The organism is Methylobacterium sp. 174MFSha1.1 (genome assembly GCF_900116815.1).
Taxonomy (GTDB): domain Bacteria; phylum Pseudomonadota; class Alphaproteobacteria; order Rhizobiales; family Beijerinckiaceae; genus Methylobacterium.
Window position 1 is genome coordinate 165,801 of record NZ_FPCB01000015.1, and the last position, 25,535, is coordinate 191,335.

The following is a 25,535-nucleotide window of genomic DNA, read 5'->3' on the forward strand; positions in this document are numbered from 1 at the left end:
CGGGCCGAGGGCGGTCTGGTGACCAACCCGTTCGCGTCGAACTACCCCTCCGTGCCGGTCCGCGAGCGGATCGCTCCGCCCCGGCTCAGCGCAGGAACTGCCCGAAGGCCCGCGGCCCGTCCGAGGTCTTCACCGTCCCGGTCACCGTCAGCGCCGCGGCATCGATCGCCGTGAGGGTGTTCGATTCCCAGTTCGCCACGTAGACGGTCTTTCCGTCCGGGCTCGCCTGGATGCCCTCCGGGTACTCGCCGACCTCGAGCCGCGGGCCCGGCGTCAGGGTGGCGGTGTCGAAGGTGCTCACCGTGCCGCCATACTGGTCGGTGACGAAGGCGCGGCCCTGGGCGAGTGCCACCGCGTAGGGCCGCTCGCCGACCGTGACCCGGCCGACCTCCCGCCGCACCGCGAGATCGATCACCGAGACGTCGTTCGAGCCGACATTGGCCGAGTAGGCCCGCTTGCCCTCGGCGTCGATCGTGACCCCGAACGGCCGCGTACCGACCGGGATCACCGCGACCCGCTGCCGCGTCGCGGTGTCGACGAGGGAGAGGGCGTCGTCGTCCCGATCCGCCGCCAGCAGGAATCGGCCGTCCGGCGTCACCGCGACGCCCGACGGCGAGGTGCCGACCGGGATCTCGGCCGCGACCGCGAAGCTCTTCGGATCGACCTCCCACAGCCGCTTGGCGTACCAGTCGGCGACGTAGACCGCGCCGCTCACCGGGTTCACCCCGATTCCAAGGGGCCCGCCGCCGAGCGCTACCGTGCGCGCGACCCGCCGCGAGGCGGCGTCGATCACCACCAGCGCCTTGCCCTCGGGCGCGGTGACGTAGACCGAGGCCCGGTCCGGCGACAGGGCGATGCCCGCCGGCGCGCCCGGGACGGGGATCGTCGCCACCACCTTGGCGAGGCCGAGATCGACCACGTCGACCGTGTTCGCGTTCTGCGCGGTGAGGAAGGCCTCCGCCGCCCGGGTGGGGACCGGCGCCATGCCAGCCCCCAGAATGCCGATCCCGGCCAGCAGGCGGAGCCCGGCGAGGCGCCGGGCGTGCCTCACGAGTTGCCCTTCTCGATTTTCGCCTTCAGGTTGTCGAGGCCGCCGCGATAGAGCGCCTTGACCGCCTTGATCGCCGCCTCGTCGCTCAGCTCGGGCGGCGGGTCGTTGTTCATGTAGCCGCGGTAGAACGCGCCGTCCCACACCACCTCCGACGCCTTGCCGCCGTCGGCCGGCTCGACCTTGATCGTCGAGGAATAGTTGTTGACCGGCAGCACCTTCACGTCGACCTTGTTGATCCGGTACGACAGGCTCTTCTGCTCGGCCGAGTACTTGTAGAGCTCCTCGTCGACGGTGGCACCGCCGGTCAGGGTGAGGGTGCGGGTGGCCTTCAGCTCGTTGCCGCCCTTGCCCTCGGTCTTCTCGACCGGCGGCAGCCAGCTCATGTCCTGGAAATTCCCGACGACCGCCCAGACCTTGTCGGGCGGAGCGTTGATCGTGACCTTCTCCTCGACCTTCTTGCGGGTCGGGCCGTGGGCCTGAACGGGCGCCGCCGCGAAGGCGGCGACGAGGGCGGCCGCGAGGATGCGCTTCATCGGGTGTCTCCTCTCCAAATGACGTCTACGCGTCGTCGACCGCGAGGGACGCGGCGGCCGCCTGCTCCAGGGCGGCCGCGACCTTCGCGGCGATCCAGTTCCAGGCCTCGCGCTCGGCGGGCCCGGCCGTCTTCTCGACGGCGATGCGGTGGTGCTGCAATTCGGCCAGCACCGTCGCGGGGGCCAGCATGTGGAGGCGCGTCGACAGGATCGCCGCCTCCAGCACGGCGTTGACCGCCCGGTTGTGGCCGAGGAACGGCCGATGCGATTCGGTATGCACCACCCGGCCGCGGAAGCGGGGGCGGACGGGGTCGTCGCGCACCTCCACCACCTGCAATTCCATATGGCCGTAGGCGTCGGCGAGGCGCGGCACCGGGACGGCACGGGACGGCACGGTCGCCCAGTCGCGCCGGCCGGTGACGCAACCGGCGATCACCCGGATGTCGGCGGGCGCGGCCGCGGCGAAGAACGGCACGGCCTCCAGGTTGGCGATGGTCGGCGAGGGCCGGAACGGCGCCACCCAGAAGTCGTCGCCCTCCTGGATCAGCCCGAACGGCACCAGGTGCAGGGCCCCGTCGGCGGCGGCCGTGGTCACGATGGTCTCGCGGATCAGCGGCACGTCACGGTTTCCCGCTGTGTCGCGTATGACCCGGGGCCTTGAAGCGGGTGGTGTCCTCCACCTCCCCGTCGAGCGCGCAGCCCCAGTCCAAAGCCTCGTCCTGGACGTAGCGCTTGCCGAGCCGCCAGGCCAGCTCGGCCTTGGTCAGTTCCCCGCCGAGATAGAAGGCGTGGGCACCGTCCGCCTCGACGCCGAGATCGGGAAAGAACGCCATCGCGTCGCGCCCCACCTTGTGGATGTCGCGGTTGTAGAGGTGGACCCCGTCCTCCGCCACGGCCACGCGGTAATTCGGGTCGCGCACCTCGGCGGCGAGGGCCGCGATCTCCTCCGGCGTCTGGGTGTAGGGGCGCTTGTCGTGCAGCGCCAGGAGCGCGCGGCCGTAGCCCTTGGGCAGGGCGGCGTCGGCCTTCGCCGCGTACATCACCCGGCGGGCGGCGTCGTGCTCCTCGACCGTCCGGCGGGTGTGGTTCGAGACCTGCACGATCAGCACGTTGCCGATCGAGAGTTCCGAGCACACGCCCATCAGCAGCGCCGTCACCCCGAGGCTGTCGGCCTCGGTGAGCTCGGTCAGGTTGCCGGTGCCCATCATCATGGCGATGTCCGGGTGGCGGCGCCGGGTCTCGTGGTAGCGCACGAGCGAGGCGGCGAAGCCGAAATGGATCGGCTCGAGGATCGGGTCGGCGATGAAGGGCCGGCCGGCCCGCTGCATCCGCTCGATCGCCCGGTCGAGGGAGGGCAGGTCGTCGGGGCGCAGCGGCACCAGCACCGGCACCGCGTCGGTCTCGAAGGCGAGGTCGAGCGTCTCCTCGTTGAGGCTGAGCAGGAAATCGGCGCCGGCCGCCGCGCCCTGGCGCAGCTCGTCGGGCGAGAACGAATCGACGCTGACCCGCAACCCTTCCGACTTGAGCAGCCGCACGGTGTCGGCGAGGTGCGGGAAGGGCGTGTCCGGCAGCCCGCCGAGATCGATCACGTCGGCCCCGCGCCGGGCGAGATCCCTGGCGCGGATCAGGATCGCGTCGGGCGTGAGCCGCGAGGCGTCGACGATCTCGGAGAAGATCCGCACGTCGTGGCGCGACAGGTCGACCTGGCGCCCGGCGAGCCCGAGGAAGACCGGCAGGTCGACGATCTCGTCCGGCCCACGCTCGACCGGCAGGCCGAAATGCGCCGCCAACACTGCGGGGTCGGCCCGGCAGCGCCCGGGCAGGATGATCCGCGTCGCGCCATCCGGCACCGTGACCCGGCGGCGGATGATCTCCTCCGTCATCAGCGCCGCGACCTTCACGCCCGCATCCGCGATGGTCCAGGCGAAGCGGTCCGGCGGCAGGGCGGTCGCGATCTTCTCCAGCCGCGCCTTGGCGAGGCGCCCGGTGACGAAGACGAGGTGCTCCCTCACGCGGCGCACTCCGCGACCGCCCCGCGGCACGGCCGGTCACCGCCGGGCCCCCGCAGCACGATCCGGCCGGGGAAGCGGGACGCGAAGCCCGGGAAGGCGGCATCGGCCAGACCGGTGCGGGCGAGGTCCGCGGGTCCGGCCCCGGGCGGGGGATCGGCGGATTTCACCAGCAGGCAGGTTCTCGCATCGAGGCATGTGGCGAGCCAGAGCGCCAGGCTGTCCGAGGTGACGTCCCAGCTCTCCGGGATCTCGGGGTGGCCGTCCGCGAGCCCGGACGGATCCCAGACCGGCACGCGGCCGGCGGCGAGGGCACTGCCGGGCGCTTCGGTCACGGCGAGGCGCGGCTCCAGGGCGGCGAAGATCCGCGCCATGCCCGCCATGGCATCGAGGGCGAGCCGGTGGGCGAGGGGATCCGGGAAGCCGAGGGCGGCTTGCGTCGCCCGCACCGCGTCGGCGAGAGCGCCGCCGCCCGGCACGATCACCACCGGCCCATCCGCTCCGTCCGCGAGGGCGCCGAGCAGCCGGCGCAGCCGGACCCGATCGGTCGCGAGGCTGCCGCCGATTTTCACGACGGTGAGGGCGTGGCTCATGCTGTGCGCCCCGTGCGTGCAAATCCGCCAGGGAACAATGCAGGGCGCGGGATCCCCTCTCCCGTGTGGGAGAGGGGTAGGGGTGAGGGTGGCGCGCTTCCGTATGAAGCTGAGAGCGTCGTGCTGGCAGCGGAACGCTTCAGTTTTATCGCGGCACCGTCTCCACCCTCACCCCTACCCCTCTCCCACACCTTGCAGCGATACCGGGCAAGCTCGGCATCGCCTGGAGAGGGGATCCCGCGCTTGATCTTGGTCCGGACACTTCCCCGGACAGCCTTGTGTTGCAGCGACACGCTCACGCCGCCTCGACACGCGGCACGATGGCGCCGAGCCGCCGCGCCGCCTCGGCGATCCGCTTCGGATCGAGCCGGCCCGTCCGATCGGCCCTGGCGCACAACCCGCCACGAAAGCCGAGATAGCCCGGCCCGAGCGCCGCCAGGACGGGGATGTCGTCGAGGGAGAGAGAGCCGGCGAGGCCCGAGAGCAGGCCGTGGGCCCGGCACGAGGCCGCGAAACCCGCGAGACGCGGCAGCGGCAGATGGTCGGTGAGCCGCCGCCCGTCCTTGCCCCGCGTGTCGATCATCGCGCCGGAGAAGCCGGCGGCGGCGAGCGCCGGCACGTCGGCCCCCTCCGGCCCGTCCTCGGCGAACAGCACCGCGATGACGGGGATGCCGGCGGGCAGGATCAGGCCCGCGGCGTCGCGCCCCGGCGCCCAGGCGATCTTGAGGTAGCCCACGCCCGTCTCGGCGAGCGCCGCGAGGCAGGCGGAGGCCTCGCGCGCATCAAGCGGCTCGCCCGCCACGGCGCTCGTCAGCCGGTCGCCCGAGGCCGCCGCGATCGCCCGCACGGTGTCGGGGTGCAGCGCCCCGAGGGCACCGCGATCGGGATCCTTGGCGTCGATCAGGTCGGCGCCGTGGTCGCGGGCGAGCGCGGCTTCGGTCGCATCGCGCACGCTGACGAGGAGGCGGGTGCGGGGAGAGGAGGTGTCGGGCACGGGGATCAGGACCGGTTCGGCAGCGGCTCGGCGAAGAGGCGGTTCTTCACCAGCGAGCGCACGCCGTGGAGCCAGGTGTCGTCGGTGTCGCCCTGGATCACCACCTGGCCGCCGCGCAGCACCTTGCCGCTGCCGGCCTCCGTGATGGTGATGGTGAGGTTGAGCACCTGCGGGGCGCTGCGCTGGACGTAGCCGTAGACGACGTAGGCCGCCCCCGCCGCCTGGGCGATCTTTTCCGCGCAGCCCTCGCACTTGTAGAACGGCGCGTCGCGCCGGATCGCGGCGGCCTGGGGTGTCAGATCCACGGGTTCGAGCCCGCGGCCCGCCACCTCCCGTCGCAAGGCCTCGCTGGCGAGCCCCAGGCGCCGGGCATCCTCCGGCTTGACCGGCCGCGGCCCGATCGTGCCGGGCTCCGCCAGCTCGATCCCGAACACCGCCGCCGGACTCGGTGCGGCGGCGGCCGGCAGGCCGGCGAGCAGGGCCATGACGGCGGGAAGGGCACGAAGCGACAGCATCGCCCGACCCTCGCATGCCGGTGCGGGCCCGCGCAACGCGCTCCCCGGCCGGCCGTGTTCGGACTTTCGGGGGAGGGCGGTCGGTCTTAAACAATCCTCATCGAACAGGCGTTGAGGCCGCGGGAGAAACCCTGGTAGCGTGCCGCCTGCATGGCACAGTTCCGCACGGCCACCCTCGCCCTCGGTCTCATCGTCGCCCTGGCGGGGCCTCTGGCCGCCCTGGCGGGACCACCGGCCGCCCTCGCCCAGGCGGCAGGCCCGCCGCCCGCGGCGGCGCAGAGCGCCGAGATCCGCATCGGCCTGATCTACCGGCCGGCCCCGGCGCCGTCCTCCTACGACGCCCAGGCCGCGCCCGAGGACGAGGGGCTGGCCGGCGCCAAGCTGGCGATCCAGGACAACACCACGACCGGCCGTTTCGTGCGCCAGAGCTACGCCCTCGACGCCGTGGCGCTGGGCGCGGCCGCCCCCGGTGAGCCGCCGCCGCAGAGCCCGGTCGAGGCCGCCCGCGGCCTCGCCGCGAAGGGCCTGCGCTTCCTCGTGCTGGCACTGCCCGCCGACGAGGTGCTGGCGGTGGCCGACGCGCTGAAGGGCTCGGGCACCGTCCTGTTCAACGCGGCCGCCCCCGACGACCGCCTGCGCGGGACCGACTGCCGATCGGACGTCTTCCACGTCGCCCCGAGCCGGGCGATGCAGACCGACGCCCTGGCGCAGTTCCTCGCCTTCATGCGCTGGCGCAAGCTGTTCCTGATCACCGGCCCGCAGGACGGCGACAGGCTGTGGGCCGAGGCGATGAAGCGCTCGGCGAAGAAATTCGGATTGCAGATCAGCGCCGAGCGTCCCTGGACCTTCGGGCCGCTGGCCCGCGCCCGCGGCGATACCCCGACCCGGGCGGAGGCCCTCGTCTTCACCCGCGGCCTCGACTACGACGTCGCCGTGGTGGCGGACGAGGCGGGCGATTTCGGCGATTACGTGCCGTTCCACACCGTCGATCCGCGGCCCGTGGTCGGCACGCAGGGGCTGATCCCCACCACCTGGCACCCGACGCTGGAGGTCTGGGGCGCCGCCCAGGCCCAGAACCGCTTCCGCCGCCTCGCCGGCCGGCTGATGCGCCCCCTCGACTACCAGGTCTGGGCCTCGGTGCGGGCGGTCGGCGAGGCCGCCTTCCAGAAGAAGACCACCGACCCGGCGGCTCTGGCCGCCACCATCGCCGATCCGGGATTCAGCCTGCCGGGCTACAAGGGCGTGGCGCTCAGCTTCCGCCCCTGGGACCACCAATTGCGCCAGCCGCTGCTCCTGGTGCAGCCCCAGGCCCTGGTGGCGGTGGCGCCGGAGCAGGGCTACCTGCACCAGCGCACGCCGCTCGACACGCTGGGGATCGACCTGCCGGAGACGCAGTGCAAGCTGACGAAGTCGTGACCCGGCCATAAGTCGGTCTCGCCCGCGGCGTCGCGGCGGGCCAGGTAAGCATGAGAAGACGGACCGCGGACGAAGAGCGCGGCCGGGAGGGAGGATCGATGAGCCGTCACCGAATCGGACCGGCGCCCTGCGCACTCGTCGCGGCCGCGCTCCTCGCCGCGCCCGCCCACGCCGCCACCGTCTATGTCAGCAACGAGAAGGGCAACTCGGTCAGCGTCATCGACGTCGAGACCTTGAAGGTCACGGCGACTTGGGCCGTGGGGCGCCGCCCGCGCGGGATCACGGTCGGGAAGGACGGGAGCCTGCTCTACGTCTGCGCCAGCGACGACGACCGGATCGACGTGCTCGACACCAAGACCGGCAAGATCGTGCGCTCCCTGCGCTCCGGGCCGGACCCGGAGCAATTCATCGCGCACCCCTCCGGCAACCCGGTCTACGTCGCCAACGAGGACGACAGCCAGGTCACGGTGCTCGACATCGAGAAGAACAAGGTGGTGGCCGAGGTGCCGGTCGGTGTCGAGCCGGAGGGGATGGGGCTGAGCCCGGACGGGTCGATCCTGGTCAACACCTCCGAGACCACCAACATGGCCCACTTCATCGACACCAAGACGTTCCAGGTGATCGACAACGTGCTGGTCGATGCCCGGCCCCGCTTCGCCGAGTTCAGCCAGGACGGCAAGTGGCTCTGGGTCTCGGCCGAGGTCGGCGGCACCGTCTCGGTGATCGACGTCGAGACCCGCAAGGTGGTCAAGAAGATCACCTTCAAGATCGCGGGCGTCACCGACGAGCAGATCCAGCCGGTGGGCGTCCGCATGACGAAGGACGGGAGCAAGGCCTTCGTGGCGCTCGGCCCCGCCAACCGGGTCGCGGTGGTCGATGCCAGGACCTACGAGGTCCAGAAATACCTGCCGGTCGGCCAGCGCGTGTGGCAGCTCGCCTTCACGCCGGACCAGAAGCTCCTCTTCACCACCAACGGCACCTCGAACGACGTCTCGGTGATCGACGTCGAGGCCTTGAAGGTGACGAAGAGCATCCCGGTCGGGCTGCTCCCCTGGGGCGTCGCGGTCTCGCCGCAGTAATCGTGCCCTGCGCCTCGAGACGAGTCAGGCGCGGGATCCCCTCTCCCGAGTGGGAGAGGGGTAGGGGTGAGGGTGACACGGCTCCGGGTGAAGCACCCAGCGTCGCGCTGCCAGCACCACGCTCAGCGCTCCACACTGAAGCGTGTCACCCTCACCCCCGGCCCCTCTCCCACACGGGAGAGGGGAGAGAGTTCGACCTCCCAGCCGGATAGCCCATGCGTCGCTTTCTCTATGCTGCCCTGACCGCCAGCCTCCTCACCAGCCCCGTCCTCGCCGGCGACCTCACCAAGGGCCGCACCGACCTGCCCGACCTCGTGCTCGGCGCCGAGGACAACGACTACGCCGTGCCGGTGAAGGACATCGAGATGGAGGCTGGGAAGTCCTACCGGCTGCGCATCACCGCCAAGGGGCAGAAGGAGTACAAGTTCTTCGCCAGCGAATTCTTCCGCGGCGTGTGGATGAACCAGATCGTCATCAACCATCTCGAGGTGCACATGGCCGGGCCGCCGCACCACCTCGAATTCGACGACCAGGGCACGATCGCCGTGGAGTTCGTGACGGTGCGGGCCGGCGAGTTCCCATGGTCGGTGCAGGGGCTGGAGAGCCGGGGCATGACCGGGCGCTTCATCGTGAAGTGACAGGGGTTTGCGGGTCGCAGCCCCCGGCCTACATCGGCCGCAACGACGATCGGAGGAAATCCCGGATGCGCGCGCTCCTCGCCGCCCTGCTGCTGCTGACGGCCCTGCCCGCCCGCGCCGACGACGCGGCCGCGTGCCGGGACGGCATCGCGACGATCAAGGCCGAGCTGGCGAAGTCTCCCACTGAGCCCGTCGCCAAAATCCTCCGGAAGGAGCTGCGCGTCGCCGAGCGGGAGCTCGGCGAGCGCGAATACGACGAGTGCCTCGACGCGGTACGCGACGCCCGCAAGGCGCTGACGCGATGAGCGCGGCGCTCGCGGTCGAGGGGGTGAGCCACCGCTTCGGCGCCCGCACGGCGCTCGACGACGTGTCGTTCGAGGTGCCCCGGAGCGCCTTCACGGCCCTGCTCGGGCCGAACGGGGCCGGCAAGACCACCCTGTTCTCGGTGGTGACGCGGCTCTATGCCAGTCAGGCCGGCCGCGTCGCGCTGCTGGGGCACGACCTGAACCGCGAGCCGTCGCGGGCCCTCGCGCGGCTCGGCGTGGTGTTCCAGGCCCGCACTCTCGACACCGACCTGACGGTGCGCCAGAACCTGCTCTACCACGCCGCCCTCCACGGCATCCCCCGCAAGGCGGCGCTGACGCGCATCGAGACCTTGCTCACCCGCATCGGCCTGTCCGAGCGCCGCGACGACAAGATCCGCACGCTCTCGGGCGGCCAGTCGCGGCGGATCGAGATCGCCCGGGCGCTGATCCACGCGCCCGACCTCCTGCTCCTCGACGAGCCCACCGTCGGCCTCGACCTCGACTCCCGTGCCGACATCGTCGCGATCGTGCGGGCGCTGGTGCGGGAGGAGGGGCTGTCGGTGCTCTGGGCGACCCACATCTTCGACGAGATCGAGCCGGAGGACCGGGTGGTGGTGCTGCATCGCGGCCGCATCGTCGCCCGCGGCCTCGCCGGGACCTTGAGCGAGCCGACCGGCTCCCTCGAGACCGCCTTCCGCCAGATGACCGCGGAGCGGGGCGACACCCCGAGGAGAGTCGCATGAGCGCGGGAACGGCCCTCACCCCGGTCCGCGGCCGGCTCGATGCCGGCGGCTACCTCATCGCGCTCGCCGGGATCGTGCGGCGGGAGCTGTTGCGCTTCTTCAACCAGAAGGAGCGGTTCTTCTCGGCTTTGGTGCGGCCGCTGGTCTGGCTGTTCATCTTCGCCGCCGGCTTCCGCAACACGCTCGGCCTGTCGATCACGCCGCCCTACGAGACCTACGTGCTCTACGAGGTCTACGTCGTGCCGGGCCTCGCGGTGATGATCCAGCTGTTCAACGGCATGCAGTCGTCGCTGTCGATGGTCTACGACCGCGAGGTCGGCTCGATGAAGGTGCTGCTCACCAGCCCCTATCCGCGCTGGAGCCTGCTCTTCGCCAAGCTGATCGCCGGCGTGATCGTGTCGCTGGTCCAGGCCTACGTCTTTCTCGCCATCGCGAGCTTCTTCGAGACCGACATCCCGTGGAGCGGCTATTTCCTGGCGCTCCCGGCCTTCCTGGCCGCGGGGCTGATGCTCGGCGCGATCGGGCTGTTCCTGTCGTCGCTCGTGCGCCAGCTCGAGAACTTCGCGAGCGTGATGAACTTCGTGATCTTCCCGATGTTCTTCGCCTCCTCGGCGCTCTACCCGCTCTGGCGGGTCAACGAGTCGAGCGCGACGCTGTACTGGATCTGCCAGATCAATCCCTTCACCCACGCCGTCGAGCTGGTGCGCTTCGCCCTCTACGGCGCCTTCAACCCGGTCTCCTGCGCGGTCGTGGTCGGGACCGGGGTCGCGTTCTTCGTCATGGCGGTCGCCGCCTACGATCCCGGCCGCGGGCTGCTCGCCCGGCGCGGCGGCCCGGCCGGGGAGGCGGGCTGACCGCCCCGCAAGCGAAAGAAGATGCCCGTGATGCGCTCCGCCCTCGCCACGCTCCTGATCCTCTCGGCCGCCCCGGCGCTCGCCCAGCCCCGGCCCGATCCCGACTGGCCCTGCGCCCAGCGCAAGGTCTCGACGCTCGGCCCCGGCGCGGTCTGGACCGGGCCCGACCCGACGCAGGCGCTCGCCGAGTGGGGCAACGACACCGAGGCGGCCCTGCTCGCCCAGAAGATCGCGTCGCGCCGGCTGCCGGTGGAGGAGGTCGACGGCCTCCTCGATGCCTTCGCGGGGAAGCTCGGCGAGGCGGAGAAGGCGACCCGCCTGACCCGGGTCTTCGCCGGCGTCTTCGAGGTGCTGAACGGCGAGCGCGACAAGGTGGTGTCCGGCATCGGCCGCTATGCCCGCGGCCAGCGGGTGATGGCCGAGCGCATCCGCGACGAGGCCGGGAGGATCAGCGAGGTGAAGACCGCGCCGGACGTGCCCGACACCAAGGAACTCGCCGAGCTGGAGACCCGCTTCGCCTGGGACAAGCGCATCTTCCAGGAGCGCAGCCAGTCGCTGACTTACGTGTGCGAGGTGCCGACCCTGCTGGAGCAGCGGCTGGGGATCATCGCGAAGAAGATCCAGGCGCGGTTGTAAGACGACAGGCGCTCGCCTGAGCGACTGTCGCAGGTTGTTCTCAAACCCTCGATGTCATCTCGGGGCTCGCCGAAGGCGAGAACCCGGGATCCATAACCGCCGAGGATCGCGGAAGGAGCGGCCAGCGTTCCGCGTCGTCCTGCACCGTCAGCGGTTATGGATCCCGGGTTCCGCTGCGCGGCCCCGGGATGACATCGAGGGTTTGAGAACCGTGGGGGAGACGAGCCCCGCTCACCCCAGCGGCGCGAACACCTCTCCCTTGCCGAGGGTCGCGAGATCCCCGCCGTAGCGGCGCAGGGGCGCCCGCAGCAGCGAAGCCGCCTCCGGCGCCAGGACCTCCAGGGATTTCGCCAGGAGCCGCAGCACCACGAGATCCTGCCGCCCGGTCTCGACGAAGGTCGGCAGCAGCGTCCCGTGACGGGCCGCGACCAGGGTGCCGCGGCGCATGCCGTAGCCGGGATGGTCGCCGATCGCCTCGGCCACGATCGTGCCGGCGATCATCCGGGCGCCGGCATGGGCTCCGGCGCGCCTCGCCACGATCAGCCCGGCCCGCATCCGGTCGCCGAGGCGGTCGCCCGCGGCTCCTCCGATCACCAGGGTCGCGCCGTCGAGCCCGCAGGCCGCGCCGTGCACCGCGCCGCCGGCGCTGTCGGCAGCGTCGCCCGCGATGCGGATCGTGCCACCGGTGGCCGCCGTGCCCGCGAAGGGGCCGGCGGAGCCCGTGACCGTGAGAATCCCCCCCGTCATGCCGGCGCCGAGGCGCTGGCCGACATCGCCTTCGATCACGATCCGCCCGGCCGAAAGACCCGCGCCGACCCGATCGAGGCGGTCGGTGGCGCCGAGGATCCGCAATTCGTCCGAGCCGTCGAGGTGAAGCGCGAAGCAGTCGCCGAGGGTCAGGCCCCGGCGGCTGGTGCCGACCGGCAACCGGGCGGCCTCTGCTTCCGACAGGCCGGCGAGGGCGGCGGGGGTGATCCCGGCGAGGTCCAGGCGCTCCGGCGGCGCCTCGCGCATCGTGAGCGTGCTCATGCGGCCTCTCCGACGAGGTCGCGCAGGTGGAAGTGGTGGCGGCCGAGATTGCCGCCGTAATTGCCCGCCGTCACCGCGACGAGGCCGAGATCGGCCCCCGCCGCGGTCGAGGCGTGGAGCGCAGCCCGCATCGCGGCAGCCACGCTGCCCGCCGAGAGCCCGTCGATGACGATCTCCAGCACCACGTCGACCTCCGGCGGCAAGGCCGAGCCGGCGCGGCCCTTGAGGGTCGGGCAATAGGCGTCGTTGGTCGAGGCCATCATGCCCTTGGTGCGCGCCCCGACCTTGGAGCCGGAGCGCACCACGCCGCCCGGGAAGGGCAGGATCACGTCCGGCACGGCGCGGGCCGCCGCGACCGCGATCTCGGCCACCCGCAGGGTGTCGGCGAAGCGACGGCCGAGGAACAGCAGGTTGCCGCCGCCGACCGCGCCTTGAATCGTCGGCACCGAGTGCTCGCACAGGAACTCGCCGTCCATCACCGGCGTGCGCCAGTAGCGCCGGCCCCCGACGCGCTTGGCGGTGGCGAAGCCGTCGCCGAAGTACCGGATCGCGCCGCCGAGCTTGAGCGCCTTGCCCGCGTTCGGATCGTCCCACGCGATGCCCGCGTAAGCCGCGCTGCCCGGCGAGGTCAGCACGCATTGCCCGACCCGGCGCAGGAGTTGGTCCTTGAGGCCGCCGGCATCGAAGCCGAACAGCAGCACCCGCACGCCTGGGCGCCCGTCGGGGGTGTCGTCGGGGGAGAGCACGGCGTCGATGCCGGCCTCGGCGCCGCAGCCGATCACCGAGGTGGCGAAGCCCGTCATGGTGGTCGCGGCGATCATCGCCCAGTCGGGCGTCTCGGCGGTGAGGACGAGGGCGGTCGCCGCCATGTCGAAAGCCTCCGCGAAAGTGTCCTCGACCCGGATGCCGTGGAGGATCAGGTCCGGCATGGGATCGCCTCGAAGACGTGTCGGCCGGGGAAGGCCGCGTCCGGCACGGAAAAACTCGACAGCCCGGCGCCGAAGCGGCCCTGGAGGTAGGCGTCGGTCCGCCGCGCCATGCCGGCATCGGCCTCGAGCGCGAGGGACAGGGTGCGGCCGCGGGCCCAAGAGGGACCATCCGAGACGACCTCGCCGTCCTCCACGATCACCGCGCCGTCCTTCAGCACCCGGTGGGCGCGGGCGAACATCGCGGTCCGGTCCGGCTGGTCGCGGTAGACCGCGATGTCGGCCCTGGCGCCGGGGCGCAGGTGGCCGCGGTCGGTGAGGCCGAGCAGCTTCGCCGGGCCGGAGCGGGTGAGCTGCGCCACCTCCGTGAAGGTGTATTCGCGCTCGATCCCTGGAAGACTGGAGCGCTCGGCCGCCACCTTCGGATGGGCGGCGACCTCCCGGTCGCGCTCCTCCTTGTTCATCAGCAGGTGGAGGATGCGCGGATAGGCGGTGAACGGCCCGCCATTCGGGTGATCGGTGGTCAGGATGGTGCGCTCCGGGTCGGGCGAGAGCAGCATCAGTTCGAGCCCGATGGCGAATTGCAGCGACGACGTCGGGCCGCGGTCGCGGTAGCGGAACGGCACGATGCCGCCGCCCTCGGCGTCGCCCGCGTTGACGATCCATTTGCGTGGGCTCGCCGCCTTGCGGCCGGAGAACTGGCGCAGGATGTCCAGCGAGATCGTCGCGGTCTGGCCGAACACCACCTGGCCGATATCGAGGGTGGCGTTGGGGTGGCGCGCCAGCGCCTCGGCGATCCGCGGCGCGGCGGACATGAAGCCGCCGGTCAGCGGGTTGTCCTTGTCGAGGGCGGCGTAGGCGTAGAACTGGGCGTGGGCGAAGTGGATGCGCCGGCCCTCCGCCGCTTCGAGAGTCTCGATCAGGCTGTCGTCGGCCCCCGGCAGGCCGAGATTGCTGCAATGGACGTGGAGCGGGTGGGGGACCTTGAGCGCCTCGACCGCGTCGAGGAGCCCGTTGAGGATGGTGCGCGAGGTCAGCCCGTAGGCCGGCACCTCGTCGTCGAGGGAAAAGCGCACCGCCCCGTCCTTGAAGGCGTCGGCGCCGCCGGCATTGATGACCTTGACGCCGAGCGCCCGCGCGGTCGCGACGTTCAAGGCGACGAGGTCGCGGACCGCATCGCGGCTCTCGCGATCGCGCAGGAGACCGAGCAGCTGGTCGTCGTTGCCCATCACGCACAGCCCGCCCCGGTCGAGGAGCGGGATCTCGGCGAGTTCGAGCTGGGTCGCGAGCGCGTTGACCGGCGGCATCGCCGGCTCGACCGCGGTGGTGTAGCCCATCCGGGCGTAGAGCATCCCGACGTCGCGGCCCGACCCGTGCGGGTTCGGCGCGCCGGGCTCGGACAGCCCGAGTTCCGGCAGCAGCAGACGCGCCAGCACCACGTTGCCGCCGGCGATGTGCGAGTGGACCTCGACGCCCCCCGCCATGACGACGCACCCCGTGGCGTCGATGGTGCGGTCGGGCGTGCGGTCGGAGGCGGCGACGACGCGGCCATCCTCGATCCAGACGTCACCGATGGCGTCGCGCCCGGCGGTCGGATCGACCACCCGGCCGCCGGCGATGCGGGTCAGCATGGGGTGCGCTCCGGCTGCGGGGCGGGAGAGGCGGCGAGCCGGGCCCGGAGGTCGGCGAGGATCGCGGCGGCGGGCTCCGGCTCCGGCCGCGGCGCTCCGGCGTCGTGCCAGGCGATCACCGCGCGGCGCGGATGCCAGAGGGCGGCGCCGAAGGCCTCGCCCGGGACGCCGACGCCGATCACCACCCGGGCCTCGTCGCCCTTCGGCGCGCCGAGGAGCGCCACCGTCGGAACGTCACGGATCCAAGCGGGTCGGGGGGCCGGCAGGGAGGCGAGCCAGAGCGCGGCGTCGATCTCGCCGGCGGCGGCCTGGCGCGCGGCGTCGAAGCGCCAGGGATCGTGCTCGGGATGGAAACGGCCGAAGCCGACCCGGGGCCCCTGGCCGGTGCTCCAGGCCGCCACCTGGGCGGCGGCCCGGCCCTGGCAGGAATCGCCCAGCGGCAGGGCGAAGCAGCGGGTGGTCTCGTTGAGGTCCCTGACGAGGCCGTTCAGCATCTCGGCGCCGAGGGCGCCGGTCTCGGCGGGGTCGTAGACGATCACCCCGTAGAGCGCCTCGCGCAGGCGCGCCGCGAGATCGGAGATGGGGTGAGGCCCTGCGATGCGACCTCCGACCAGGCCGCGCAGCAGGCCGATCGCCGCCGGCAACCCGGCCTCGCCCACCGGATAGGCGATGTGCTGCATGGGCCCGTCCCCCGGCCCGCCGAGGGCGAGAAGCGTGCGGGGCCGCCCGGAGGCACGGCCGCGGACGGGCCCCTCCGCCGCCAGATCGCCCAGCACATCGGTGGTCCAGGGCGCGGCGCCGAGCGCCAGCGCGACATCGGCCCGCCCGCGCGCCTCGGCCGGGGTGGTGGTCATGGCGCCGCCGGCGGCCAGCGCCCCGAGATCGGCGTAGAGCGCCGATCCCGCCGCGGGATCGAGCGAGGCGCCGATCGCCCGGGCGAGGTCGAACGCCGCCTGCACGGCCGCCGCCTCGGCGCAGAGCCCGGCGAGGACCGGGCTTCGTGCCCCGGCCAGCAGCGCGGCGGCGGCGGCGACCGCCTCCTCCCGCGCCACCACCTCCCCATCGATCCAGGCCGTCATCCGCCCTCGCTCGCCCCTGCCGCGCAACCCTGCATCGCGGACGGTCGCATCCGGGCGCCGGGGCAGGCAAGTCCCCCGAAAGTCCGGCTTCGCGCCAGGGCCGGCGGCCACATATCCGCCGATCCCGAGTTGCCCATCCGGCGGGCGGTGTGGGACAGTCCGGCCCCGGGGACGACGCGGGCACCGAGGCATCCGGGGCAGGAAGCGAGGCCGGTTTGGCGCACGAGACGGGACCAGCGCGGGCGAGGGTGCGGGTGCGCGCCCCGGCCCGGCTGCATTTCGGCTTCCTCGACCTGCATGGCGGGCTCGGCCGGCGCTTCGGCAGCATCGGGCTCGGGCTCGACGCGCCCGGCCTCGACCTCATCGCCGCCCGCGCCGACACCCTGACGGTCACCGGCACTGAGGCTCCCGGCCTCGCCGCCGAGTGCGAGCGGGTGCGCGCCTACGCGGCGCTCGCCGCCCGCCATCTCGGCGTGCCGGAGACGGGGGCCTTCCACCTCGCGGAGGCAATCCCGGCCCATGCGGGCTTCGGCTCGGGCACGCAGCTCGCCCTCTCGGTCGCGGCGGCGCTCGCGGCGCTCCACGGCGCGCCCTTCGCGCCGGCCGCCTTCGCGGACGCCCTCGACCGCGGCAACCGCTCCGGCGTCGGGCTCGCGGCCTTCGTCACCGGCGGCCTGATCGTCGATGGCGGGCGCGACGACAGCGACGCGCCGCCGCCGGTGATCGCGCGGCTGCCCTTCCCCGAAGCCTGGCGCGTGGTGCTGATCCTCGATGCCGGCCGCACAGGCGTGCACGGGGCCGAGGAGCGCCGCGCCTTCCGTGAATTGCCCCGCTTCCCCGCGCCGGAGGCGGCCGAGATCTGCCGGACGGTCCTGATGCAGGTGCTGCCGGCCGCGGTCACGGAGGATCTGGCGCGGTTCGGGGCCGGGATCACCGGGATCCAGCGCCGGATCGGCGACTATTTCGCCCCCCACCAGGGCGGGCGCTACGCCAGCGCGGCGGTGGCGGCGGCGCTCGCCGACGTGGAGGCGGCCGGCACCGCCGGCTTCGGCCAGAGCTCCTGGGGGCCGACCGGCTTCGCGCTCACCCGCGACGCGGCGGAGGCCGAGGCCCTGGTCGACGCGTTGCGCGCCCGCCACCCGGGCCTGACCTTCCGCATCGCCCGCGGGCGCAACCGCGGGGCGGAGATCGGCGCGCTGTAGCGGATTCTGGCACGGGATTTGCTCTCACCATTTTGCAGCGCAGAGCCGCCATGGCTCTTGTCGGGTTGGCGTGCCCATCGTCGGGTGTCCGCTGAGGGTCCGCCCGGCCATGCGCCGCATGGCCAGGGGGTCTCGCCGATTGCCGCGGTGAGAGTGCCGTTCACCGGATGTCCACGTCTTCAGGGACGGGACGTAAGCCATGTGCGATCGTGACGGGTCGTTCTACCGTAACCTCTCCCGGCGGGGCTTTCTCGGCCGGGGCGCCGGCGCCGCGGCGGCGATCGCCCTGCCGGCGCATCTCGCGGCCCTGCTGGCACCGAGCCCGGCGGCAGCGGCGGGTACCACGCTGAAGGCCACCCACGGCTCCGGCTTCTGCAACATGGGGATGTTCCTCGCCAAGGAGCGGGGACTGACCAGGGCGGACGGCATCGATCTCGACTTCGTGGTGACGCCCTCGAACACCGAGATCACCACCATGTTCGGGGCCGGGCTCGTCGACATGTCGATGATCCCGTACTCGAACTTCATGACCCTGTACGATGCCGGCGCGCCGGTGCGGATCGTGGCGGGCGGCGGCGTCGAGGGCTGCATCATCGTGGCCCGCGAGGGCATCAATTCGGCGGCCGACCTCAAGGGCAAGACCTTCGGCACCTTCCAGGCCGACACCCTCGAGGTGCTGCCCTACGATTACCTGAAGAAGGCCGGAATGAGCTTTCGCGACGTCGAGGTGAAGTACCTCGACACCTCGCCGGAACTGGCGCAGGCGTTCATGGCCGGCGCCCTCGACGCGATCTGCCACATCGAGCCCTACGCCTCGCAATGCGTCATGGGCCGGAAAGGCGCGAAAGTGCTGTCGAACGGCACCGACGTCTACGGCAAGGGCTACTCGGATTGCGTGCTCGCGGTGCGGGCGCCGCTCCTCAAGAGCAACCCGGCCGCCGTGAAGGCGGTGATCAAGGCCCTTTTCGTCGCCCAGTCCCAGGCCGAGGCGGACAAGACCTCCGCCCTCAAGGACACGGTCGGCAAGTACTACAAGACCAGCATGGAGGCGGCGGTCGACGCCTCCGCCAAGCAGCCGATCGTCGTCGACCAGCGCGACCAGACCCAATTCATCATCGCGCGCGGCACCTCGATGCAGGAGCTCGGCTACGTCAAGAAGGCCCCGGACGAGGGCGCCTTCGACTGGAGCCTGCTCGAGGCGGTGATCGCCGAGAACAAGGGACTCTATGCGGGCCTGAAGCTGAAGGCGGCGTAGATCGACGGCCGCACCGCGAGATCGTCTCCTGCCCCACCCGCACGTCGTCCTGAGGTGCGAGCGACAGCGAGCCTCGAAGGAGGCCTCCAGCGGCCTCTGCGATCTCTGGAAGCCTCCTTCGAGGTCGGTCGATCTCCGAATCGACCGACACCTCAGGATGAGGTCGTGGGTGGGATGAGGGCCTCCGGTGCCGACGATCCCGCCGATCGAACGGCTTCTCCTGTCCGCGCACCCTTCTCCGCGCACTCTTCGGCTCCGGGCTCCGCGTCGCGGCCCCGGAATGACGATGGAGGATGACCATTCTGCCCTCGACACACACCGCCATCGTTACGCCTCCCGGCCCTTCGCGCGCCGCACTGCCGGGGCTCTCGCCCGCTTGGCGCCGGCGCCTCGCCGGCCTGTTCTGGGGCTGCGTCTCCCTCGGCCTGTTCGCGGGCCTGTGGGAGGGCCTATGGGCGCTGGACCTCGTCAATCCGCTGCTCCTGCCGCCGCCCCACCTGTTCCTGGCCGACATCCCGGGGACGCTGCGCTACTTCGACCGCTCGAACCGCATCGGCAGCGTGGGCGGCGGCGGCGGGGTCGCGGCCCTGCTGATCACCATGGGCTGGACGACGATGCGGGTCTTCGTCGGCCTCGGCCTCGGCTTCGTCTGCGGCGTGCTGGTCGGGGCGCTGGTCCACTACGTGCGCGCCTTGCGCAACCTGCTGCTGCCGACGGTGCTGCTCCTCGCCCCGATCTCCCCGGTGGCGTGGCTGCCGGTCGCCATCTTCGTCTTCGGCATCGGCGACAAGCCGGCGATCTTCCTCGTCTTCATCACGCTGTTCTTCACCATCGTGCTCTCGACGGGGTCACAGATTGAGAGCGTGCCCAAGAACTACATCCACGTTGCCCGCATCATGGGCGCCACCGGCCGTCAGACCTTCTGGCGGGTGGTCCTGCCGGCGATCCTGCCGAGCCTGTTCATGACGCTACGGCTCAACCTGTTCGGGGCCTGGATGGTGGTGCTGATTGCCGAGACGGTCGGGGTCGGGACCGGCCTCGGACAGATCACCTCGATGGCGCGCTCGACCTTCAACGCCAAGCTCGTCTTCTTCACCATGGCGATCGTCGGCGTGCTCGGCTTCCTGTCCGACTTCGCCCTGCGCCAGGTGCAGCGGAAGATGCTGTGGTGGATCGGCCCGGGAGGCGCCCGATGACCCGCCCGGCCGTCACGATCCGCGACGTCTCCAAGCGCTGGATGCCGGAGGGCCGCGCCCCGGTCCAGGCGCTGGCCGACCTCGACTTCGAGGTCGCTCCAGGCGAGTTCGTGGTGCTGCTCGGGCCGTCGGGCTGCGGCAAGTCCACCCTGCTCTACATGATCGCCGGGCTGGAGGAGGTGACCTCCGGCGAGATCCTGGCCGACGGCGAGCCCGTCACCGGGCCGTCGGCCGAGCGCGGCCTGATCTTCCAGGACGCCTCGCTGTTTCCCTGGCTCACCATCGCCGACAACGTCGCCTTCGGCCTCGCGGTCCAGCACGTGCCGCCGGTCAAGCGGCGCGAGCTGGCGGTGGAGATGCTGCGCCGGGTCGGGCTCGGCGACATGCTCGACAAGAAGCCGGACGAATTGTCCGGCGGCATGCGCCAGCGCGCCGCCTGCGCCCGGGCCCTCGCCATGCGGCCGAAGGTGCTGATGATGGACGAGCCCTTCGCGGCCCTCGACGTCCAGACCCGCTCGCGCATGCAGGATTTTTTGCTGCAGATCTGGCGCGACAGCGGCGCCTCGGTCCTCCTCGTCACCCATTCCATCGACGAGGCGATCTCCCTCGCCGACCGGGTGGTGGTGTTCACCGCCCGGCCGGGGCGGGTGAAGACGATCGTGCCGATCGACCTGCCGCGGCCGCGGCCGTCGCGGGATCCGCGCTACCACGCCTATCGCGACCTGTTCACCGAGCTGCTCGGCGCCGAGGTCGACCGCGCCTTCGCCGAGCAGGAGGCCGCCGCGGCGCGATGAAGGCCCCCATGCGCGTCGCCGCCCTTCCGGTCGGCCCGGCCGGCTTCGATCCGGATTCCCTCTGGCGGGAGGTCGAGGCGGGCCTCGCCGAGGCCGCCGCCGCGGGCGCCGGCCTCGCCGTCCTGCCGGAGCTGACGGTCCTGCCTTACGTCGCCGGTGCGGATCCGGCCTGCTGGCGCCACCTCGCAGAACCGGCGGACGGGCCGACCGCCCGCCGGATGGGGGCGCTCGCGCGCCGCCACGGCCTCGCCGTGGTGTTCGGCCTGAGCCTGTCCGAGCCCGGCGAGGCGCTGCCGCTCAATGCGGCTTTCCTCGCCCAACCGGACGGCAGCCTGGTGCGGATCGCGGCAAAGCACCGGCTGCCGCCGCCGCGGCCCGGCGAGCGTTTCGGCGAGGCCGACCATTTCCGGCCCGGCCCCGCGGAAGGGCGGGCGGTGCGGGTCGGATTCCCGGGCGGCGTGTCCCTGCGGGTCTCAGGCCTCGTCTGCTACGACCGGCGCTTCCCGGAGGCCTGGGACGCGGCGGCGGACGGGGCCGACCTCGTCGCGATCCTGGTCGCCGGGCCGGCGCCGCAGGATCCGCCCGGCTTCTTCACGACCGAACTCGCCGGCCACGCCCGGCGCTGCCGCGTCGCGGCGGCCGCGGCCGCGCGCCACGGCACCGAGCACGGCCTCGGCCGGCCGGTGCGGCACGACGGCGACAGCCTCGTCGTCGGACCGGACGGACGCGTCCTCGCGGCGTGGCGGCCCGACGCGCCGGGCCCGGTCATCGGCCCCCTGGCCATCGATTCCTTGCCGGATTCCGTCCGGCTCTCCCTTCCCACAGCGTAACGGGACACGTCATCCATGGCAGAGCTCATCGTCCAGGCCGGCTGGGTCGTCACCGGCATCAAGGACCGCAACACCCCGGTCATCGTCGAGAACGGCGCCGTGCTCTCGCGCGACGGCGTGATCGTGGCGGTCGGCCCGGTCGAGGACATGCAGCGGACGGCACCCCAGGCGGAGCTGCGCCGCTATCCCGGCCACGTCATGCTGCCTGGCTTCGTCAACAGCCACCACCATGTCGGGCTCACCCCGCTCCAGCTCGGCTCGCCCGACTACGCCCTGGAAGTGTGGTTCGCGAGCCGCCTGCCGGCCCGGCGCCTCGACCTCACCCTCGACACGCTCTACTCGGCCTTCGAGATGGTGGCGTCGGGCATCACCACGGTCCAGCACATCCAGGGCTGGATGGCCGGCGGCTACGACGCCATCCACGCCTCCGCGACCAAGACCCTGAACGGCTACCGCAGCCTCGGGATGCGGGCCTCCTACTGCTACGCCGTGCGCGAGCAGAACCGCCTCGTCTACGAGGCGGACGAGGCGTTCTGCGCCCGCCTGCCGGCCGATCTCGGGGCGGAGCTCGCCGCCCATCTCAAGGCGCAGGCGATGCCGTTCGGCGATTTTCTCCGCCTGTTCGACCAGCTGCGCGAGGAGAACGAGGGGCAGCGCCTGACCCGGATCCAGCTCGCGCCGGCCAACCTCCACTGGTGCACCGACGAGGGACTGGTCGCGCTCCACGAGAAATCCCGGGCGGCCGGGGTACCGATGCACATGCACCTCTTGGAGACCGCCTACCAGAAGGAATATGCCCGCCGCCGCACCGGCAAGACGGCGCTCCGCCATCTCCACGATCTCGGCGTGCTCGGGCCGCACATGACGCTGGGCCACGGCGTCTGGCTCAATGCCGAGGACATCGACATCGTCGCGCAGACCGGTACCTGCATCTGCCACAATTGCTCGTCGAACTTCCGACTGCGCTCAGGCCTCGCCCCGCTCAACGCCTGGGAGAAGAAGGGCATCACGGTCGGGATGGGGCTCGACGAGGCGGGCATCAACGACGACCGCGACATGCTCCAGGAATTGCGGCTGGCGCTCCGGGTCCACCGGGTGCCGGGCATGGACGACGACGACGTGCCGACCCCGTCCCAGGTGGTGAAGATGGCGACCGAATCCGGCGCCATGACCACGGCCTTCGGCGCCGAGATCGGCCGGCTCGATCCCGGCCGGTTCTTCGACGCCTCGCTGATTAATTGGCAGCGCGCCACCTACCCGTTCCAGGACCCCGACATCCCGGTCCTCGACGCCCTGGTCCAGCGCGCCAAGACCGAATGCGTCGACGCGGTCTACATCGACGGCGAACTGGTCTACGCCGAGGGCCGGTTCACTAAGGTCGACCGGGACGCGGTGCTCGCCGAGATCGCCGACGTGCTCGGCCGGCCGCGCTCGCCCGAGGAGGTGGCCCGCCGCGAGCTCGGCCGCGCCGTGTTCCCGCACGTGAAGGCGTTCTACGCCGATTACCTGCCCGAGGCGCCGCGCGACCCGTTCTACGCCGGCTCGTCGGTGACGTAGCGAAGAGGCCGGCGCGGCGGACTGCACCAATGGACAGGCCGCCGGCCGGGCCGCTCCGGCTTACAAGCAGGCGGTCGCCCTCCGGCACGAAGTCGGCGGGCGGTCGCGCTGTCGTCGTTCCGGGGAGGCCCGCTTGGCCCGCTCGATCCCGCCTGGGCTCGCGCCGCTCCCCCTCGACGCCCTGCCGGGCGGGCGGGGGGCGACCGGCGCCGCGATCCTGATCGCGGCCCAGTCCGGCCGGGCGCTCGCCGCCGCGGCGCGGCGCGCCGGCTACCGCCCCTTCGTCGCCGACCTGTTCGGCGACGAGGACACCCGCGCGCTCGCCGCCGGCTACCGCCGCGTGCCCGGCCGCCTTGGCGCCGGGCCGGGAGCCCGGGGCGTGGAGGCGGCGCTGGCCGACCTCGCGGCGGAGGCGGGCGCTCGACGTTTCGACCCGCGCCCGGGCCTCGTCCTCGGCTCAGGGTTCGAGGGGTCTCCGGGGCTGATGCGGCGGCTCGCCGGGCGCTACGCGCTGCTGGGTGCGACGCCCGACGCCGTCGCGGCGCTGAAGGACCCGGGCCGCTTCGCCGCCCTGTGCGGCCGCCTCGGCATCCCGCACCCCGAGATCGCGCTCGCGCCGGTGCCCGATCCGGAGGCCTGGCTCGTGAAGCGGCGCGGCGCCTCGGGCGGCGGCCATATCCGCCCGGCTCTGCCGGGACGGCTCCCGGCGGGCGCCTATCTCCAGCGCCGCGTGGCGGGCCGGCCCCGCTCCCTCAATGCGCTGGCCGACGGCCGCGCCGTCACGGTGCTGGCGGTGACCGAGCAATGGGCGGCGCCCGGGCCCGGCCGGCCGTTCCGCTACGCCGGCGCCGCCGGGCCCGCCCCGCTGCCGGCCACGGTGCGCGAGGCCGCCCAGCGGGCGCTCGCCGCGCTCGTCGCCGCCACGGGCCTCCGCGGCCTCGTCAGCGCCGATCTGCTCGTCGACGGCGAGGCCTGGTGGCTGCTCGAGATCAATCCCCGGCCCGGCGCCACCCTGGACGTGCTCGACCGCGGAAAGGTGCCGCTCTTCGAGGCCCACCTCGCTGCGGCGCGCGGCCGGCTGCCGGAATACCGACTGGCGCTGCCGGGCGCCGCCGCGACCGAGATCCTCTACGCCGACCGCGAGATCCCCGCGGTGCCGGCCCTCGACTGGCCCGCCTGGACGATGGACCGGCCGCCGGCGGGCAGCCGCATCCCGGCGGGGGCGCCGGTCTGCACGGTGCTGGCCGAGGGAGCGGATGCGGCGGCCGCCCGGCGCGCCGTCGCGGCGCGGGCGGCGGCGTTGCGGGCGCTTATAGAAGGTACAACCGGCGCCGCATTGGCTTTCACCAGTCACCGCTTCATGCTCGCCGAGAGACCGCGGGATCCCCTCTCCCGTTTGGGAGAGGGGTAGGGGTGAGGGTGGCTCGGCTTCCGGATAGGTCGCCAGGCGTCGAGCTGCGCGGCTCGACGATTCAGGGTCATTGCGGAAGCCGAGCCACCCTCACCCCCAGCCCCTCTCCCACACGGGAGAGGGGGGACTCGCGCCACTCCTCTTCCCGGACGGGCCTGCCCGAGAATGGGAGAGGGAATCCCGTGCCTTGCACCCAACGGGGCCAGAGACCCCGACCAATCTGAATGGCCAAAAAGCGGGGCGTCACCCTGCTCCGGCCCAAGGGAGTCACCGATGAGTTCATCCGCCACCCCGTCCCGCCCGAGCGTGAACGCGCTCGCCGCCCCCCTCGTCGAGGCCCTCGCCGCCGACGCGGCCCGGTTGCGGCTCGCGCTGACGCGGGCGCCGGACGGGGCGCGGCTGATCGATGCCGGGGCGGGGGCGCGGGGCTCGATCGAGGCCGGGCGCCGCATCGCCGAGATCTGCCTCGGCGGCCTCGGCACCGTGACGGTGGGACCCGCCGGCCCTCTCGACGCCTGGCCCTTCACCCTGACGGTGCACAGCACCGACCCGGTGCTCGCCTGCCTCGGCAGCCAGTATGCCGGCTGGAACCTCGCCGACGAGGAGGGGGATTCGGGCTTCTTCGCCCTCGGTTCCGGGCCGGGCCGGGCGGCGGCGGCGGTCGAGCACCTGTTCGAGGAACTGGCCTACCGCGACGAGGCCCCGCGGATTGCCCTGGTGCTCGAATCGGGCAGCCCGCCGCCCGCCGCCGTCACCGCCAAGGTCGCGGCCGCGGCCGGGGTGACGCCCGCAGACGTCACCTTCGTGTACGCTCCCACCCAGAGCCTCGCCGGCGCGACCCAGGTGGTCGCCCGGGTGCTGGAGGTCGCGCTGCACAAGGCGCATTCGGTCGGGTTCGACCTGAACGCCATCGTCGACGGGATCGGCGCGGCGCCGTTGAGCCCGCCGCATCCGGACTTCGTCCAGGCGATGGGCCGCACCAACGACGCGATCATCTATGGCGGGCGGGTGCAGCTCTTCGTCGAGGCCGACGATGCGGACGCCAGGGCGCTCGCCGAGGCCCTGCCGAGCACCACCTCGCGCGACCACGGCGCCCCCTTCGCGGAGATCTTCTCCCGCTTCAACGGCGATTTCTACGCCATCGACAAGCACCTGTTCAGCCCGGCCGAGGTGGTGGTGACCTCGCTCAGATCCGGTCACAGCCACCGGGCCGGCCGGCTGGTGCCGGAGCTGGTCGCGCGCTCCTTCGCCTGAGGTCT

The 25,535-nt window shown here is 72.5% G+C and carries 26 protein-coding genes; 15 read left to right on the top strand and 11 right to left on the bottom strand.

What is annotated here, in order from left to right:
• Positions 1-85: 85 nt before the first annotated feature.
• From BM430_RS14580 to BM430_RS14610, 7 genes are all read right to left on the bottom strand, one after another.
• Entirely contained in the window at positions 86-985 is a 900-nt protein-coding gene (locus BM430_RS14580; RefSeq protein WP_093568018.1) for a YVTN family beta-propeller repeat protein, read from the bottom strand.
• Between the two features lie 62 nt (positions 986-1,047).
• Positions 1,048-1,584: an SRPBCC family protein gene (locus BM430_RS14585; RefSeq protein WP_093567976.1), complete on the bottom strand. Its 537-nt coding sequence runs from the start codon at positions 1,582-1,584 to the stop codon at positions 1,048-1,050.
• 25 nt (positions 1,585-1,609) lie between these two features.
• Positions 1,610-2,203, bottom strand: coding sequence for a DUF447 domain-containing protein (locus BM430_RS14590; protein ID WP_093567977.1), 594 nt, complete (start codon positions 2,201-2,203; stop codon positions 1,610-1,612).
• A 1-nt stretch (position 2,204) separates the two neighbouring features.
• Positions 2,205-3,596 (bottom strand): DUF6513 domain-containing protein, encoded by a 1,392-nt coding sequence (locus tag BM430_RS14595; protein ID WP_093568019.1) that lies wholly within the window; start codon positions 3,594-3,596, stop codon positions 2,205-2,207.
• On the bottom strand, positions 3,593-4,186 hold the full coding sequence (locus tag BM430_RS14600; protein WP_093567978.1) for an amino acid kinase family protein: 594 nt from the start codon (positions 4,184-4,186) through the stop codon (positions 3,593-3,595). The genes BM430_RS14595 and BM430_RS14600 overlap by 4 nt, the downstream gene beginning before the upstream one ends.
• A 295-nt stretch (positions 4,187-4,481) precedes the next feature.
• Positions 4,482-5,180: a (5-formylfuran-3-yl)methyl phosphate synthase gene (locus BM430_RS14605; RefSeq protein ID WP_093567979.1), complete on the bottom strand. Its 699-nt coding sequence runs from the start codon at positions 5,178-5,180 to the stop codon at positions 4,482-4,484.
• Positions 5,181-5,185: 5 nt separating this feature from the next.
• Positions 5,186-5,695 carry a DUF3280 domain-containing protein gene (locus BM430_RS14610; RefSeq protein ID WP_093567980.1) on the bottom strand — a complete coding sequence of 170 codons (510 nt, stop codon included), beginning with the start codon at positions 5,693-5,695 and terminating at the stop codon, positions 5,186-5,188.
• A gap of 150 nt (positions 5,696-5,845) precedes the next feature.
• Here BM430_RS14610 and BM430_RS14615 point away from each other — a divergent pair, with 150 nt between their 5' ends.
• The 7 genes from BM430_RS14615 to BM430_RS14645 all read left to right on the top strand — a co-directional run bounded on the left by BM430_RS14615 (position 5,846) and on the right by BM430_RS14645 (position 11,366).
• Positions 5,846-7,111: an ABC transporter substrate-binding protein gene (locus BM430_RS14615; protein WP_093567981.1), complete on the top strand. Its 1,266-nt coding sequence runs from the start codon at positions 5,846-5,848 to the stop codon at positions 7,109-7,111.
• Between the two features lie 98 nt (positions 7,112-7,209).
• Positions 7,210-8,190 carry a YVTN family beta-propeller repeat protein gene (locus BM430_RS14620; protein ID WP_093567982.1) on the top strand — a complete coding sequence of 327 codons (981 nt, stop codon included), beginning with the start codon at positions 7,210-7,212 and terminating at the stop codon, positions 8,188-8,190.
• 215 nt (positions 8,191-8,405) lie between these two features.
• Positions 8,406-8,828, top strand: a complete 423-nt coding sequence (locus BM430_RS14625) for a cupredoxin domain-containing protein (RefSeq protein WP_093567983.1) — start codon at positions 8,406-8,408, stop codon at positions 8,826-8,828.
• 65 nt (positions 8,829-8,893) lie between these two features.
• On the top strand, positions 8,894-9,133 hold the full coding sequence (locus BM430_RS14630) for a hypothetical protein (protein WP_093567984.1): 240 nt from the start codon (positions 8,894-8,896) through the stop codon (positions 9,131-9,133).
• Complete coding sequence (locus BM430_RS14635; RefSeq protein WP_093567985.1) at positions 9,130-9,876, top strand: ABC transporter ATP-binding protein; 747 nt, start codon at positions 9,130-9,132, stop codon at positions 9,874-9,876. The genes BM430_RS14630 and BM430_RS14635 overlap by 4 nt, the downstream gene beginning before the upstream one ends.
• Positions 9,873-10,730 (top strand): ABC transporter permease, encoded by an 858-nt coding sequence (locus BM430_RS14640; RefSeq protein ID WP_093567986.1) that lies wholly within the window; start codon positions 9,873-9,875, stop codon positions 10,728-10,730. The genes BM430_RS14635 and BM430_RS14640 overlap by 4 nt, the downstream gene beginning before the upstream one ends.
• A gap of 21 nt (positions 10,731-10,751) precedes the next feature.
• The gene (locus BM430_RS14645; protein WP_177303049.1) at positions 10,752-11,366 is read left to right on the top strand and encodes a hypothetical protein; all 615 of its coding nucleotides are present in this window, start codon (positions 10,752-10,754) and stop codon (positions 11,364-11,366) included.
• A gap of 231 nt (positions 11,367-11,597) precedes the next feature.
• Here the strand turns inward: BM430_RS14645 and BM430_RS14650 are convergent, their stop codons facing one another.
• From BM430_RS14650 to BM430_RS14665, 4 genes are read right to left on the bottom strand one after another with little or no spacing between them, the layout of a single operon-like run.
• Positions 11,598-12,395 (bottom strand): formylmethanofuran dehydrogenase subunit C, encoded by a 798-nt coding sequence (locus tag BM430_RS14650; RefSeq protein ID WP_093567987.1) that lies wholly within the window; start codon positions 12,393-12,395, stop codon positions 11,598-11,600.
• A complete protein-coding gene (gene fhcD, locus BM430_RS14655; RefSeq protein WP_093567988.1) occupies positions 12,392-13,324 on the bottom strand; it encodes a formylmethanofuran--tetrahydromethanopterin N-formyltransferase in 933 nt (310 codons plus the stop codon). The genes BM430_RS14650 and fhcD overlap by 4 nt, the downstream gene beginning before the upstream one ends.
• Positions 13,312-14,952, bottom strand: coding sequence for a formylmethanofuran dehydrogenase subunit A (locus BM430_RS14660; protein ID WP_093567989.1), 1,641 nt, complete (start codon positions 14,950-14,952; stop codon positions 13,312-13,314). Before BM430_RS14660 ends, fhcD begins: the two co-directional genes overlap by 13 nt.
• On the bottom strand, positions 14,946-16,031 hold the full coding sequence (locus BM430_RS14665) for a molybdopterin-binding domain-containing protein (protein ID WP_093567990.1): 1,086 nt from the start codon (positions 16,029-16,031) through the stop codon (positions 14,946-14,948). The genes BM430_RS14660 and BM430_RS14665 overlap by 7 nt, the downstream gene beginning before the upstream one ends.
• A 215-nt stretch (positions 16,032-16,246) precedes the next feature.
• On the opposite strand from BM430_RS14665, the gene BM430_RS14670 reads away from it, so the two are divergent.
• The 8 genes from BM430_RS14670 to mch all read left to right on the top strand — a co-directional run bounded on the left by BM430_RS14670 (position 16,247) and on the right by mch (position 25,530).
• Positions 16,247-17,233: a beta-ribofuranosylaminobenzene 5'-phosphate synthase family protein gene (locus tag BM430_RS14670; RefSeq protein WP_093567991.1), complete on the top strand. Its 987-nt coding sequence runs from the start codon at positions 16,247-16,249 to the stop codon at positions 17,231-17,233.
• A gap of 199 nt (positions 17,234-17,432) precedes the next feature.
• On the top strand, positions 17,433-18,488 hold the full coding sequence (locus tag BM430_RS14675; protein WP_093567992.1) for an ABC transporter substrate-binding protein: 1,056 nt from the start codon (positions 17,433-17,435) through the stop codon (positions 18,486-18,488).
• A 293-nt stretch (positions 18,489-18,781) separates the two neighbouring features.
• Positions 18,782-19,684 (top strand): ABC transporter permease, encoded by a 903-nt coding sequence (locus BM430_RS14680; RefSeq protein WP_093567993.1) that lies wholly within the window; start codon positions 18,782-18,784, stop codon positions 19,682-19,684.
• Positions 19,681-20,478, top strand: a complete 798-nt coding sequence (locus BM430_RS14685; RefSeq protein WP_093567994.1) for an ABC transporter ATP-binding protein — start codon at positions 19,681-19,683, stop codon at positions 20,476-20,478. The genes BM430_RS14680 and BM430_RS14685 overlap by 4 nt, the downstream gene beginning before the upstream one ends.
• Positions 20,479-20,486: 8 nt before the next feature.
• Positions 20,487-21,308: a nitrilase-related carbon-nitrogen hydrolase gene (locus BM430_RS14690; protein WP_244539496.1), complete on the top strand. Its 822-nt coding sequence runs from the start codon at positions 20,487-20,489 to the stop codon at positions 21,306-21,308.
• A gap of 15 nt (positions 21,309-21,323) precedes the next feature.
• Entirely contained in the window at positions 21,324-22,865 is a 1,542-nt protein-coding gene (locus BM430_RS14695) for an amidohydrolase family protein (RefSeq protein WP_093567996.1), read from the top strand.
• Positions 22,866-22,998: 133 nt separating this feature from the next.
• Positions 22,999-24,276 (top strand): ATP-grasp domain-containing protein, encoded by a 1,278-nt coding sequence (locus BM430_RS14700; RefSeq protein ID WP_348273082.1) that lies wholly within the window; start codon positions 22,999-23,001, stop codon positions 24,274-24,276.
• A 273-nt stretch (positions 24,277-24,549) separates the two neighbouring features.
• Positions 24,550-25,530, top strand: coding sequence for a methenyltetrahydromethanopterin cyclohydrolase (gene mch / locus BM430_RS14705; protein WP_093567997.1), 981 nt, complete (start codon positions 24,550-24,552; stop codon positions 25,528-25,530).
• Positions 25,531-25,535: the final 5 nt, after the last annotated feature.

Bases quoted from the DNA above. Each gene is read 5' to 3' on its own strand.
- BM430_RS14690 (WP_244539496.1), top strand. From the start codon at position 20,487: ATGCGCGTCGCCGCCCTTCCGGTCGGCCCGGCCGGCTTCGATCCGGAT.
- BM430_RS14620 (WP_093567982.1), top strand. From the start codon at position 7,210: ATGAGCCGTCACCGAATCGGACCGGCGCCCTGCGCACTCGTCGCGGCC.
- BM430_RS14685 (WP_093567994.1), top strand. From the start codon at position 19,681: ATGACCCGCCCGGCCGTCACGATCCGCGACGTCTCCAAGCGCTGGATG.
- BM430_RS14645 (WP_177303049.1), top strand. From the start codon at position 10,752: ATGCCCGTGATGCGCTCCGCCCTCGCCACGCTCCTGATCCTCTCGGCC.
- BM430_RS14650 (WP_093567987.1), bottom strand. From the start codon at position 12,395: ATGAGCACGCTCACGATGCGCGAGGCGCCGCCGGAGCGCCTGGACCTC.
- BM430_RS14695 (WP_093567996.1), top strand. From the start codon at position 21,324: ATGGCAGAGCTCATCGTCCAGGCCGGCTGGGTCGTCACCGGCATCAAG.
- BM430_RS14640 (WP_093567986.1), top strand. From the start codon at position 9,873: ATGAGCGCGGGAACGGCCCTCACCCCGGTCCGCGGCCGGCTCGATGCC.
- mch (WP_093567997.1), top strand. From the start codon at position 24,550: ATGAGTTCATCCGCCACCCCGTCCCGCCCGAGCGTGAACGCGCTCGCC.
- BM430_RS14580 (WP_093568018.1), bottom strand. From the start codon at position 985: ATGGCGCCGGTCCCCACCCGGGCGGCGGAGGCCTTCCTCACCGCGCAG.
- BM430_RS14660 (WP_093567989.1), bottom strand. From the start codon at position 14,952: ATGCTGACCCGCATCGCCGGCGGCCGGGTGGTCGATCCGACCGCCGGG.
- BM430_RS14610 (WP_093567980.1), bottom strand. From the start codon at position 5,695: ATGCTGTCGCTTCGTGCCCTTCCCGCCGTCATGGCCCTGCTCGCCGGC.
- BM430_RS14615 (WP_093567981.1), top strand. From the start codon at position 5,846: ATGGCACAGTTCCGCACGGCCACCCTCGCCCTCGGTCTCATCGTCGCC.
- BM430_RS14600 (WP_093567978.1), bottom strand. From the start codon at position 4,186: ATGAGCCACGCCCTCACCGTCGTGAAAATCGGCGGCAGCCTCGCGACC.
- BM430_RS14680 (WP_093567993.1), top strand. From the start codon at position 18,782: ATGACCATTCTGCCCTCGACACACACCGCCATCGTTACGCCTCCCGGC.
- BM430_RS14625 (WP_093567983.1), top strand. From the start codon at position 8,406: ATGCGTCGCTTTCTCTATGCTGCCCTGACCGCCAGCCTCCTCACCAGC.
- BM430_RS14675 (WP_093567992.1), top strand. From the start codon at position 17,433: ATGTGCGATCGTGACGGGTCGTTCTACCGTAACCTCTCCCGGCGGGGC.
- BM430_RS14665 (WP_093567990.1), bottom strand. From the start codon at position 16,031: ATGACGGCCTGGATCGATGGGGAGGTGGTGGCGCGGGAGGAGGCGGTC.
- BM430_RS14585 (WP_093567976.1), bottom strand. From the start codon at position 1,584: ATGAAGCGCATCCTCGCGGCCGCCCTCGTCGCCGCCTTCGCGGCGGCG.
- BM430_RS14635 (WP_093567985.1), top strand. From the start codon at position 9,130: ATGAGCGCGGCGCTCGCGGTCGAGGGGGTGAGCCACCGCTTCGGCGCC.
- BM430_RS14630 (WP_093567984.1), top strand. From the start codon at position 8,894: ATGCGCGCGCTCCTCGCCGCCCTGCTGCTGCTGACGGCCCTGCCCGCC.
- fhcD (WP_093567988.1), bottom strand. From the start codon at position 13,324: ATGCCGGACCTGATCCTCCACGGCATCCGGGTCGAGGACACTTTCGCG.